Raw genomic sequence first — 12,017 nt, forward strand, 5'->3', positions numbered from 1 at the left:
TCACCAGGCCAAGCAATCCCATGGCCAGCTGCCGGCCAGCCATTTACTCTTGGCTTTGGCCATCGTGGCGGTATGGGGCACCAACTTTGTAGTGATCAAGCTTTCCTTAGCGAGCTTTCCCCCATTTCTTTTTGCTGCACTGCGGTATACCTTTGCGTTCTTGCCCTTAGCCTGTTTTCTTCCAAGGCCAAAGACGTCCTGGGTCAATCTCTGTATTTATGGCTTAGCTGTAGGCGTGGGGCAGTTCGGAGTCTTGTATTACGCTATTGACGGTCGAATTTCTCCTGGCTTGGCCTCGCTGGTCATTCAGACGCAGGTATTTTTCACTATTGGCTTTGCGATGTTCTTTGCCAAAGAGGGCTTGAAGCGCTATCAGGCAGTAGCTGTGTTGGTGGCTATGACTGGCCTGGGAATTATTGCGCTGCACACAGATGCGACAACCACCTTCTTAGGTTTGGCTTTGGTGGTATTTACGGGCTTTTCTTGGGGTGTGGCCAATACTGCAAGCCGCCGTGCCGGGGCAGTAAATATGCTTTCTTATGTGGTTTGGGCTAGCGCTTTTGCTATCCCGCCACTGTTTGCGATCTCCTTCCTTTTCGAGGGTGGCTGGTCTCATATGAGTCACTCCATTGGCTCTGCCCCAATGGGTGCCTGGGCTGGGGTGCTTTGGCAGTCTTGGGGTAATACGATTTTTGGTTATTCAGCATGGGCCTGGTTGCTTTCCAAGCACCCGGCTGCAGTGGTTGCGCCAGCCCCGCTATTAGTACCCATTTTCGGCATGGGGGCATCTGCCTTTTTCTTGGGCGAGTCTTTGCCGATTTGGAAAATCATGGCAGCCGGATTGGTTATTGCCGGCTTAGTCGTGAACCTGTTCTGGCCAAGCTTGCGAGAGCGGGCGCGTCAGTATTTTTAGCGCATCGCTTTATCTCTCGGGGCTAATGTAAAACCCTAATACAAACCTCTTTTTTTGCCCCTGCATTAACAGTAAGATGACTATTCGTTTTAGGTTTGACCCAAAAAAGTATTTATTTAATTAGCATTTTTAGTCATGGAGACTTTATGAATATTCGTCGTCACATTTTTGCAGTTGCGACAGCTGCAATGCTTTCAACCGGCGCATACGCTGCCGATATCAAAGTTGGTGTTATTGGTCCTTACACAGGCGGCTCTTCTTCAATGGGCGTGAGCATGCGTGATGGCGTGCGTTTAGCAGCTAAAGAAATCAATGCCGCTGGCGGTATCAACGGCAATAAAATTGTTTTAGTTGAGCGCGATGACGAAGCTAAAAACGAACGTGGCGTACAAATCGCTCAAGAATTAATTAACAACGAGAAGGTTGCTGCAGCCCTCGGTTACATCAATACTGGTGTTGCCTTGGCATCACAACGCTTTTTCCAAGATGCAAAGATTCCAGTGATTAACAACGTGGCTACTGGTACTTTGATTACTCATCAATTTCCAAACGCAGCGGAAAACTATGTATTCCGTACTTCTGCGGCTGATGAAATTCAAGCGCCAATGATCGCTAAAGAGGCAGTAGAAAAGCGTGGCCTCAAGAAGGTGGCGATTTTGGCTGACTCAACAAACTACGGCCAATTGGGTCGTGAGGACTTGGAAAAGGCCCTCAAGAAATATGGCGTCACTCCAGTAGCTACTGAGAAGTTCAATATTGGCGACGTTGATATGACATCCCAGTTGCTCAAGGCGAAGAATGCTGGCGCAGAAGTTATTTTGACTTACGCAATTGGACCTGAGTTGGCACAAATTGCTAACGGTATGGCTAAATTGGGCTGGAAAAAGCCAATGATTGGTAGCTGGACATTGTCCATGGCTAGCTTCATTGATACAGCCGGTAAGAACGGTAACGGCGCCACAATGCCAGAGACTTTCATTCAACAGCCTGCTACAACTCCAAAGCGTAAAGCTTTCGTTGATGCTTACCTCAAAGACTTCAAGCCAAAGAACGGTGTAATCGCTTCTCCAGTTTCAGCTGCTCAAGGTTACGACTCTGTTTATTTGTTGGCTGCTGCTATTAAGCAAGCTGGCAACACAGACGGACCAAAAATTTTGGCAGCTTTGGAAAATCTGAGTGCTCCAGTAGATGGCGTTGTGATGACTTACAACAAGCCATTTAGCAAGACTGACCACGAAGCGATTACCGCGAACGACGTTGTAATGGGCGTGGTTGAGAATGGCCGCGTAGAGTTCTTGAATGCTGAAGACGCTACAAAAGGCGCTAAGAAGAAGTAATTTATCTGCCTAACTTGCAGCTAGAATCTGGTTTTTATTCTGCACTGCAACATTAAGTTTGTGAAATAGCAAAACGCCGCCCACAAAGCGGCGTTTTGCTTACAATGTCGAATTCGTTAATAAAACAGTTTTTAGATTTTTTGGGTCTACACAATGGAAATGTTTGCACAAATCCTCTCGAGCGGTATAGCGGTAGGCATGATCTATGCGGTCATTGCTTTCGGCTTTCAGCTCACTTTCGCCACTTCAGGCACATTGAACTTCGGTCAAGGCGAGGCCTTGATGTTGGGCGCCTTAGTCGGTTTAACTTGCGTGGATACATTCGGCATGAATTACTGGGTGATGATTCCGGTGGTTTGTTTGTTCGGAATGCTCCAGGGCGGTTTTGTTGAGCTTATTGGTGTACGACCAGCTATCAAAATTAAATCTGAGTTTGGTTGGATTATGTCTACCATCGCGCTCGGTATTATTTTCAAAAACGTCGCAGAGAATATCTGGGGACGTGATGCATTGCCATTCCCATCACCTTTGCCAATGGAGCCAATGAGTTTCTTGGGCGCGAACATTTTGCCAATGGAAATCTTGGTAGTGGTTGGCGCTTTGGTCATGATGTTGTTGGTAGAGTTCTTTAACCGTAAAACCATTTACGGTAAAGCAGTAGTTGCTACAGCAAACGATCGTGATGCTGCTGGTCTGATGGGTATTAACACCAGCATGGTGATTACCTTTTCTTATGCCTTGTCTTCATTGACTGCGGCGTTTGCTGGTGTATTGATTGCACCGTTGACATTGACTGGCGCGACCATGGGCGGTGCTTTGGGCCTGAAGGCTTTTGCGGTCGCGATTATTGGTGGCCTTTCAAGCGGTATGGGAATCATCGTTGGTGGCTTGATTTTGGGCATTGTTGAAACTGCAACTGGTTTCTATGTCTCTACTGGCTATAAAGATGTTCCAGGTTTGATCTTGCTCTTGCTAGTTCTTGCATACAAACCATCTGGCCTCTTCGGTAAATCTGCAATTAAGAAAGTTTAATGATGAAATTGAAGTCTCCATTACCTCTATTAATTGCGATCCTGGGTCTGCTGTGTTTGCCTTTGTTCGTTCACAATCCTTATTACATTCACTTAGCTGAAACCATTCTGATCTACACCATTCTCTTGTTTGGTTTGGATATTGTGGTCGGTTATGTGGGTCAAGTGTCTTTGGGGCACGCTGCCCTGTTTGGTATTGGCTCATATACAGCAGGTGTTCTGTACTTCCACTTTGGTCTGCCAATCTGGGTCACTATCCCCTCTTCTGTTTTAGTAACAGCGTTCTTTGGCGGTATCTTGGCACTCCCAGCGCTCAAGGTTGTCGGACCTTATTTGGCGATGGTGACATTGGCATTCGGTACGATCGCGCAGATTTTGATTAACGAAATGACATGGTTGACTGAGGGCCCATTGGGCATCAAGATTCCTAAGCCAGAGCTCATGGGCGTACCGATGACAAAGGCTGAGTATTTCTGGTTGGTATCGGTCATTTTGATCCTTGCCTTGATTGTGGTGGATCGTTTTGTAAAGTCACAAATGGGTCGCGCCTTCGAGGCTTTACGTGATTCCCCAATCGCTTGCGACTGTATGGGTGTTTCTGTATATCGCTTTAAAGTGATTGCGTTTGTGATTAGTGCTGGCTTTGCTGGTTTGGCTGGCTGTTTATATGCATACTCTGAGCAGTACATCTCACCAAATACCTATAACAATGAATTAGCCGTTCTATTTTTGCTCGGCATCATTATGGGTGGCCGCAAGTCACGTTTGGGGGCGGTGATTGGTGCAGCGATTATTGTGTTGTTGCCAAAACTCTTGGATGACATTAACTTGTTCCGCATCGTTGCATCTGTGATTGCAATCGTAGTTGCGGTTGGCGCAGCGATGGCCCTGTCTAAGAAAGTTACCACCCCAAGACGTGTTGCAGTACCTTTAGCTGGTGTGATCGGCTTGGCAGCATTCTCATTCTGGTTGGACAATATTGCTGACTGGCGCTTGAGTATTTTCGGCTTCATGATTTTGTTGGTGGTGTACTACTTGCAAAACGGTATCGTTGGTTTCGCAAAGAGCTTCTACCAATCGATCGTTGGCAAAACCAAAACTACTCGCGGCGATGCTGTTGAGGCGGTGGATGATTCTGTCAGCTTTATTAGCGCTGTTACCAATCAAAATACTGGTGCAGAGCTCTTGAAGGTCGATTCTGTATTGATGCAGTTTGGTGGCTTAAAAGCCCTCAATAACGTTAACCTCAGCATTAAGCGCGGCACAATTCATGGCTTGATCGGTCCTAACGGTTCCGGTAAGAGCACGATGATGAACGTGTTGACAGGTATTTATGTACCAACAGCCGGTAACGTTTTGTATGCTGGTCAGAGCGTTGTCGGTCGCACCTCTTCCGATATCGCGCTTTCCGGTATCGCCCGTACTTTCCAAAACGTGCAACTCTTTGGTGAAATGACAGCCATCCAAAATATTTTGGTTGGTTTGCATCACACCTTTAAATCCAATATGGTTGAGATCGCTTTGCATCTTCCGCGTTACAAGAAGGAAGAAGCTGAAGCGCACGCTCGCGCAATGGCGCTACTCAAGTTTGTTGGTTTGGATGATTTAGCGAATGAAGAGGCGCGTAACTTGCCTTACGGTAAGCAGCGTTTATTGGAAATCGCTCGTGCCTTGGCCCTCGACCCAGAATTGCTCTTGTTGGATGAGCCAGCCGCTGGTTTGACTGCACCAGACATTAAAGAGCTTCTGCGCATTATTCGTAAGATCCGCGATAGCGGTATTACCTTTATCTTGATTGAACATCACATGGATGTGGTGATGTCAGTCTGCGATACCGTTTCTGTATTGGACTTCGGCCAAAAGATTGCAGAAGGTAAGCCAGCTGAAGTTCAGGCAGACGAGAAGGTGATTCATGCCTACTTGGGTACTTAATCACTAGAACCATATTGAATCGGTAAATACCATGTTATCTATTAAGAATCTTGAAGCAGGCTACGGCAAAGTAAAAGTGTTGCACGGCATCAATATTGATGTGCCTAAAGGGCAAGTGATTACTTTGATTGGCTCTAACGGCGCAGGTAAAACTACAACCATGCGTGCTATCACTGGCATGATTAAACCCAGCGCTGGTGAAGTGACTTTGGGTGGTGAAAAAATTGATGGTTACGACTCTCATAAAATCGCCCGCTTAGGTTTAGCTCACAGCCCCGAAGGTCGTCGTGTGTTCACGACAATGTCCGTGACTGATAACTTGTTGTTGGGTGCTTTCCCACGCTTTACTGGAAGCCGTCCAAAGGGCGATATCAAGAACGATTTAGAGCGTGCACTTGAAATGTTCCCACGCTTGAAAGAGCGTCGTAATCAGTTGGCTGGAACTTTATCGGGTGGTGAGCAGCAAATGCTAGCAATGGCACGCGCGGTGATGCTCAACCCAGAAATCATCCTCTTGGATGAGCCATCCATGGGTCTTGCGCCAATTTTGGTTGAGGAAGTATTTAAGATTATTTCTAATCTCAAATCTCAGGGCGTGACAATGTTGTTGGTTGAGCAGTTTGCTGCTGCAGCTTTGAATGTGGCTGACTATGGTTACGTTCTCGAGAACGGCAAAATTGCGACTCATGGACCAGCCGATAAGTTGATGCATGATCCAGCGGTGAAGGCTGCTTACTTGGGTGGTGCAGGTGGCCACTAAGCAATCAGTCTGAACTGTTGTTAAAAAAGCCCTCATTTGAGGGCTTTTTCTATTGTTGCAGTAGTTTGACTGCCTCTCTAATCAACAGGGCACGATGGCCCATATAGAAAGCTACTCCGACAAAGCCTAGGAGAAAGAGTGTTGGGATCCAGGCCCCCTCTATGACTAGCTCTGAATTAAGCAATCCAAGTGCTACCGCCAAAAAGAACAGGGCGCCAATGGCCAGCACAATCCAGTTTTCTGTACCGCTGACTTGTTGAGTTTTATTCGTATAGGCTAGTACCTGAAAGGTATCGCCTTTGGTATAGCCAGATACCACCACCGTATCACCATCATGAATAGTCATTGGTGAGGAAAACTTGGCTTCGATAGCGCGTTGATCCAAATTGAATTTCGAGATAAAGAAACGTTTGTAGTAAACGGAAGAATGATCGTGAGTCGGCTTTTCAGGATTCACATATTCCAGTAATTCATTATTGAGATTGCTCACCGTACCAGAGATGGCGCTCACTGAGCTTGATAAAAAAGTGCTTGGTTTGATGGTGGACATCAGCAGGACTCCGAATAGGCTGAAGCAAATTATCAGAAGAATAGAAATGATAGGGCGTTTCATATCGTGATGCTAAATGGCTTTTAAAGAGTGAAATTGATCAGCGCGTTAACAAGAAGCGTAGCAGCAATGATGAAGGTGAAAATTGCAAAAATCATCTGAATATTGGGGCCACTCAATTTTTTCCCAAACACTTGTCCAAGGAGTAAGCCTCCAAGGGCGGCTAAGGAAAAAGGAGCTGCAACAATCACATTGAGGCCGCCAGACAGCGCAGAGAACACGGCGCCTCCACCAGTGACGATGGCGAGAACTCCGAGGGAGGTGGCGACAATCGACTTCATCGGAAGGTCTGTATAGCGCTTTAGGGCTGGCACGATGATGAAGCCTCCACCAACCCCCAATAAACCGGATAAAAGCCCAGCAATACTTCCGGCAAACATCAATGCGCGTGCACAAGGCACTGTCCAGCGGAGTTTTCCAATCTCATGGTTCATGAGGCAGGGTGGTGGCTTTCTTAGGCCCTCTGGAATGCCTTTGATTTCTTTATATGCCAGAATCAGTAAACGGGTAGCGACAAATATCAACACTATCCCAAACAGAATTTGCAGGGGATTGTTTGGAATCTGCGGTGCAAGCCAAAGGCCAATAGGTGAAAACACAAGACCAAAGAGCGCCATAAAACCAGCGGCCTTGTAGCGCAATATCTTATTTTTGAGGCCGAGTATGGCGCCAATGCTGGAGGCAAGCGCTACTGCGCACAGGGCAATGGGTGCAGCCTCCGCAATGGAGAGGTGCAAAAAGAAGATCAGTAAAGGCACGCTGAGGATACCGCCCCCAGCCCCAGTAAGCCCCATGAGAACTCCCACAAGGATTCCAAGTGCCGGGCTTATGAGGGTTGTGTAGTCCATTGCAAATTATTTTAGATTAATATAGTATATAAATATATATAATATCTACATACCTGAAAGCCTATTTTGAGCCCAAAATCGCAGACAGTCATTAAAGACTTTTTCGATCCAGAAACTTGGACCTATACCTATGTGGTTTATGAGGGGGATGGGAGTTCCTGCGTCATTATTGATTCAGTGCTGAACTATGACCCCAAGTCAGGCAGAACTCAGACAAGATCCGCCGATGAGGTGATTGGCTTTGTGCAGGCGCATCAATTGAAGGTCAACTGGATTCTAGAAACCCACGCCCATGCAGACCATTTAACAGCAGCACCCTACTTACAAAGCCATTTGGGTGGGAAGATTGTGATTGGTGATCACATTACTCAGGTTCAGGGTGTTTTTAAGGGCGTTTTCAATCTAGACGAACGCTTTAAGGTGGATGGCACTCAATTTAACCATCTGCTGAAGGATGGGGAGTCATTGGCATTTGGCAATTTATCTCTAACGGCAATTTACGTACCTGGACATACCCCTGCCTGTATGGCTTACCAAATTGGCGATGCGATCTTTGTTGGCGATACCTTATTTTTACCGGATGTGGGAACCGCTCGTTGCGATTTTCCGGGTGGCGATGCAAAGAATCTCTATCGCTCGATTCAGAAGCTATTGTCATATCCAGTTGAGACTAAGCTTTATATGTGTCATGACTATCCGCCAGATGGCCGGTCAGCCCAGTGCATGACGACAGTTGGCGAAGAAAAGTTGAAAAACATTCATGTGCATGATGGTGTAACTGAAGAGCAGTTTGTACAAATGCGAGAGGCGAGGGATAAAACCCTGGAAATGCCCACATTAATTCTGCCGTCCATACAGGTCAATATTCGAGCTGGACACTTTCCTGAGCCTGATGGCAATGGCATCTCGTACCTCAAAATCCCTTTGAACGCTTTATAAATCGACTGCCTCAAATGAATTCAATAATTACCAAAGCAGAATTGAAGAAGATGCAGTCTTCGGCGGACGAGGCTTGCAAACTGATGAAAGTCTTATCCAATCGCGATCGCATGATGTTGTTATGTGAAATAGGTCAGGCAGAAAAGTGTGTCAGTGAGTTAGAGCTGGCTTTGGATATTCATCAGCCAACCCTCTCGCAGCAGCTAACAGTATTGCGTAAGGAAAAACTTGTCAAAACGCGTAGAGAGGGAAAGCAAATTTATTACTCTCTTGCTAGTCAGGTGGCGGTAGCGGTAATGGCTTTGCTCTACAAGCATTATTGCAAGAAGTAAGAGTGTTTATTTAAACATTTTTAAAAGGAGTTCAACATGAAATGCAACGTAGGCGGTATTGATCGTACTTTACGGATCGTAGTTGGTGTAGTGCTCGTAGCACTCGCGGCAAACGGTATTGTTGGTTGGTGGGGCTGGCTCGGTGTGATTCCTTTAGCTACCGGAATTTTCCGTTTCTGCCCGGCATACCCATTGCTTGGTATCAATTCTTGCGGTACATCTTGCGACAAGGATTCTTGCTGCAAGTAAGGCTGTAGTAGGTCGATTGGGTGTGCCGAGAAAACTCGACACACCTTTTTCTTTTAGAGTTTTGGCTTTCTGAGGAACACGCCATGCAACAAAAAGATGGCAAAGAATCCTAGGCCAATAATCCAGTGCGTCATTTCTGTCGCCTCATGAATTTCCTCGGGTCCGTAGTACAACAGCGCCCCAGAGATAATGAGCGTTAGCAGGAATCCCAGCTGACTCAAGCCGCTCCAAAGCTTCCTTTTAGATTTGAGCCCAGCCTTTAAATGAAATGGGAGTGCGGAGCCCAACGCCATAGTTGCTAGCATGGCTGCAACACCATGCCAAGCCAGGACAGAGTGGCCGCCTAATAGACTGCGTTGGATATGGAATTCATGGCCCAATAAATAGGCAACCCCTGTCAGGGAGCAGCTGAGCATTCCGAATAAGACGAAATGTCTTTGCCAAGAAGGCATTTTTCCTAAACGACTTTGAGTACTCATTGCAGTGAAATCCTGATTGCTTGTGCTGAAAATAGTTGAAGACATGGATGATGGGTATTCCCCGAAATACTGACTACCTTAGTTAGTGCATCTGCATGCATACATTCTTTGGCAATGACTGAATATGATCCCGAAAAGTCTATATGCTCTTCGCTGATGGGATCGATCATGTAACTTTTTGTATTGGAATCTCGTTTTGCAAAATACAGACTGCTTGTTGCAATCGCACCTTCACACATGTCACCCATCCGGATGAGCTCATGAGGGTTGCTTGGGTTTCTCAACTCGATGGCCTGCATCGTTTCACCAAAGACCCGAATATCTCCACCGGCATTGACTGAGCCAGAAGGAATGCCTGCGTATTTGAGGGCGTCTATCGCCATATCCACCGCAAAGCCTTTGGCGATGCCACCCAGATCAAGGCAAAGGGGTAAGTGCGAATAAATCAGGGTGGGCTCAAGAAACTGCAGATGCTCAATTCCGCCACATTGAAGCGCTTGATCATTAAGATGCCGGGGCAGAAGTTTTGCTGCCACTAAATGCTGCCCAATGCCGCAATTAAACAAGCCATCCGAATGTTGGTAAATTTCCAAGGCAGTAGTGAGTACTTTAGCGGTCCAGGGATCGATACGGATGGGTGCTATATGAGCGCCGGCATTGATCTTGGATAGCTCGCTATCCACCTGATGAAATGCCATCAGCTTCTGTATTTTTTCAATCGCTGAAAATGCGAGCTCAATTGCTTTGGGGGCATTAGCCACCTCCGCCGTAGATATCTCTACAAAAGTGCCTAAAAGTGGTTTGCAACGGATCATTTTGCTTTGGGCCCTGCTGGCTTAAGGGCTAAGTCATACAAGACAGCAACACGTTTAACCCCATCAGTTAAATGTTTACAGGAGAGGGTTGCCCCACCAATATTCTGAATATCTTGATTGAGCTTGATTGGATCGGCTGCGGTTTTACCAATGAACTGATTGCGCCATTGCGCTTCAGCCACTTCATATCCATAAGACTCGACGTACTCTAGGATTTCAATTCCGGTAATGCTGCCTGTAGGGCTGAGTGCGACTGCATAGGTAATCATCTCATGCTTGCCGACCACCTCATCAACGACAAGCCAACCTCCATCGGCAGTCCTCCAAATCCGATCGCCTTGAAATGGGTGGCGAATACTAGAGGCAGAGCGCATCTTATCTTGAAGATCATCAGTAATGATGATGGGATTCTTTGTTAATGCCTTATTGGGAAAAAGAATTTTCTGGGCTTGATCTGTCGATACGTAGATCTTGGCATGCGCAACAATCGGTGCACATGCCGCAGCAAGGCCAATCATCAGTAGGGGGTTGGGTTTCCAGTTCATAGCATTCTATTTTGTAGATTAAATAGGTAATGAGTCGCTAAGCGATTAAGAGATCGCTTGCTTTACAGCAAAGTGTTTGAAGTTCTGGGCTACTCTCTTTGAGCTCTGCCAGTGCTTCAAACATCATCAATGCTCTTTCTCTCGCAATCGCGCAATGGGTCGTCTGAAATTGAATCAGATGGGTTAATGCTGCCATTAATAGATTTTGTGTTTGCATGATTACTCCTTGGTGATTACAAGAGACTTTCTTTAGTTGAGTGGGAATCCGACTTTGACAATGAATTCATTGACAGAATGGCTATCCCAAACGCGGGCATTGGAACATTCAGCTGTGCCATCACCCATGCAGGTGTTACCTTTAAGCTGATAGCGCCAGGCGCCAGTGACCCACCAATCTTTCTCTGCGTAGTGCAAGTTAGGGCCGACGAAAGTTGCTTTTTGGACTTGATTCTGAAGGTTGTAACTAGAGTAGTCATTATGAAAGCGCGCCTCTACGCCGCCAGACCACTTGGGTGCAAATCGATAGGTCGCTCCAATGAGGAAGTCCAGCATAGATTCGGGTACGTTGCCATTGCCAACAAATTTCAATTGCTCATTAGCTGCAACAACGTTTCCAGCCACTATTAACTTATCGTCAATGAAGTTGGATTGCAGTAGCAACCTAGCTTCAATTTCATTTTTGTTTTTACCAATAGTGGGCTCTAAATAGAGGCCAACTCCAACTGGTGAGGTCACTGGATTGGTAATACGATAAATAGCTTCTAGCGATCCACCTTCGATGCCACCTTTTCTATAAGGGGCGGCAGGATTGTGCGACTCAGGAACTGGTTGGCCGCCAGTACATGTCGGACTATCGCCACATGCCTCCGGGTTGGTGTAGTTCTGATTGGCATTGACGTAATACGCATTGAGGTATCCCGCTAGTTGGAAGTCATTCGTCACGCCGTATTCAAGCTCAGAACGTGAGAACCATGCGTTGTAGGAACCCGCGGCTTGTTGTTTATTGAGTTGTAAACGCTGCTCAAATTCAAGCTTACCCTTGGGTTGAAGATCTAAGGTGTAAATCCAACCAAACGCGCCTTCACCCGCATTGGCGAATGAAAAGTGAAGGGCGGTGGCCAAGAAGACGGCAAAGAGGGTGATGCGTTTAATAGTCATTTTCATGGTGATGTGGGGCTGGTTGATAAAAGTAATTGAGAATCATTCGCAATATACAGTAAATGAGAA

General features: G+C 46.5%; 15 protein-coding genes. 8 read left to right on the forward strand and 7 right to left on the reverse strand.

The window, feature by feature from the left end; genetic code table 11:
- Positions 1 to 28: 28 nt before the first annotated feature.
- The 5 genes from FD960_RS01830 (at position 29) to FD960_RS01850 (ending at position 5,973) form a co-directional block, all read left to right on the forward strand.
- The gene (locus tag FD960_RS01830) at positions 29 to 913 is read left to right on the forward strand and encodes an EamA family transporter (protein ID WP_215300545.1); all 885 of its coding nucleotides are present in this window, start codon (positions 29 to 31) and stop codon (positions 911 to 913) included.
- 146 nt (positions 914 to 1,059) lie between these two features.
- The gene (locus tag FD960_RS01835) at positions 1,060 to 2,250 is read left to right on the forward strand and encodes an ABC transporter substrate-binding protein (protein WP_215299454.1); all 1,191 of its coding nucleotides are present in this window, start codon (positions 1,060 to 1,062) and stop codon (positions 2,248 to 2,250) included.
- A 153-nt stretch (positions 2,251 to 2,403) separates the two neighbouring features.
- Positions 2,404 to 3,282: a branched-chain amino acid ABC transporter permease gene (locus tag FD960_RS01840; RefSeq protein WP_215299455.1), complete on the forward strand. Its 879-nt coding sequence runs from the start codon at positions 2,404 to 2,406 to the stop codon at positions 3,280 to 3,282.
- Positions 3,282 to 5,213 (forward strand): ATP-binding cassette domain-containing protein, encoded by a 1,932-nt coding sequence (locus tag FD960_RS01845; RefSeq protein WP_371817437.1) that lies wholly within the window; start codon positions 3,282 to 3,284, stop codon positions 5,211 to 5,213. Before FD960_RS01840 ends, FD960_RS01845 begins: the two co-directional genes overlap by 1 nt.
- A gap of 31 nt (positions 5,214 to 5,244) precedes the next feature.
- Positions 5,245 to 5,973: an ABC transporter ATP-binding protein gene (locus tag FD960_RS01850; protein ID WP_215299456.1), complete on the forward strand. Its 729-nt coding sequence runs from the start codon at positions 5,245 to 5,247 to the stop codon at positions 5,971 to 5,973.
- A 49-nt stretch (positions 5,974 to 6,022) separates the two neighbouring features.
- Here the strand turns inward: FD960_RS01850 and FD960_RS01855 are convergent, their stop codons facing one another.
- Both FD960_RS01855 and FD960_RS01860 read right to left on the reverse strand, forming a co-directional pair.
- Positions 6,023 to 6,523: a hypothetical protein gene (locus FD960_RS01855; RefSeq protein WP_215299457.1), complete on the reverse strand. Its 501-nt coding sequence runs from the start codon at positions 6,521 to 6,523 to the stop codon at positions 6,023 to 6,025.
- Positions 6,524 to 6,606: 83 nt separating this feature from the next.
- Complete coding sequence (locus FD960_RS01860) at positions 6,607 to 7,431, reverse strand: sulfite exporter TauE/SafE family protein (RefSeq protein ID WP_215299458.1); 825 nt, start codon at positions 7,429 to 7,431, stop codon at positions 6,607 to 6,609.
- Positions 7,432 to 7,497: 66 nt separating this feature from the next.
- On the opposite strand from FD960_RS01860, the gene FD960_RS01865 reads away from it, so the two are divergent.
- From FD960_RS01865 to FD960_RS01875, 3 genes are read left to right on the forward strand one after another with little or no spacing between them, the layout of a single operon-like run.
- Positions 7,498 to 8,370 carry an MBL fold metallo-hydrolase gene (locus tag FD960_RS01865; protein WP_215299459.1) on the forward strand — a complete coding sequence of 291 codons (873 nt, stop codon included), beginning with the start codon at positions 7,498 to 7,500 and terminating at the stop codon, positions 8,368 to 8,370.
- A 14-nt stretch (positions 8,371 to 8,384) separates the two neighbouring features.
- On the forward strand, positions 8,385 to 8,702 hold the full coding sequence (locus FD960_RS01870; protein ID WP_215299460.1) for a metalloregulator ArsR/SmtB family transcription factor: 318 nt from the start codon (positions 8,385 to 8,387) through the stop codon (positions 8,700 to 8,702).
- 36 nt (positions 8,703 to 8,738) lie between these two features.
- On the forward strand, positions 8,739 to 8,951 hold the full coding sequence (locus FD960_RS01875; protein WP_215299461.1) for a DUF2892 domain-containing protein: 213 nt from the start codon (positions 8,739 to 8,741) through the stop codon (positions 8,949 to 8,951).
- 53 nt (positions 8,952 to 9,004) lie between these two features.
- Here the strand turns inward: FD960_RS01875 and FD960_RS01880 are convergent, their stop codons facing one another.
- The 5 genes from FD960_RS01880 to FD960_RS01900 are packed head-to-tail and all read right to left on the reverse strand — an operon-like array spanning position 9,005 to position 11,954.
- A complete protein-coding gene (locus FD960_RS01880; protein WP_215299462.1) occupies positions 9,005 to 9,430 on the reverse strand; it encodes a hypothetical protein in 426 nt (141 codons plus the stop codon).
- Complete coding sequence (locus FD960_RS01885; protein ID WP_215299463.1) at positions 9,427 to 10,245, reverse strand: FAD:protein FMN transferase; 819 nt, start codon at positions 10,243 to 10,245, stop codon at positions 9,427 to 9,429. The genes FD960_RS01880 and FD960_RS01885 overlap by 4 nt, the downstream gene beginning before the upstream one ends.
- A complete protein-coding gene (locus FD960_RS01890; RefSeq protein ID WP_215299464.1) occupies positions 10,242 to 10,790 on the reverse strand; it encodes an FMN-binding protein in 549 nt (182 codons plus the stop codon). Before FD960_RS01890 ends, FD960_RS01885 begins: the two co-directional genes overlap by 4 nt.
- Positions 10,791 to 10,827: 37 nt before the next feature.
- Entirely contained in the window at positions 10,828 to 11,007 is a 180-nt protein-coding gene (locus tag FD960_RS01895) for a hypothetical protein (RefSeq protein ID WP_215299465.1), read from the reverse strand.
- A gap of 32 nt (positions 11,008 to 11,039) precedes the next feature.
- Positions 11,040 to 11,954 carry a DUF6662 family protein gene (locus FD960_RS01900; protein ID WP_215299466.1) on the reverse strand — a complete coding sequence of 305 codons (915 nt, stop codon included), beginning with the start codon at positions 11,952 to 11,954 and terminating at the stop codon, positions 11,040 to 11,042.
- Positions 11,955 to 12,017 lie beyond the last annotated feature (63 nt).

It is taken from the genome of Polynucleobacter sp. AP-Nino-20-G2 (genome assembly GCF_018688235.1).
Taxonomy (GTDB): Bacteria; Pseudomonadota; Gammaproteobacteria; order Burkholderiales; family Burkholderiaceae; genus Polynucleobacter.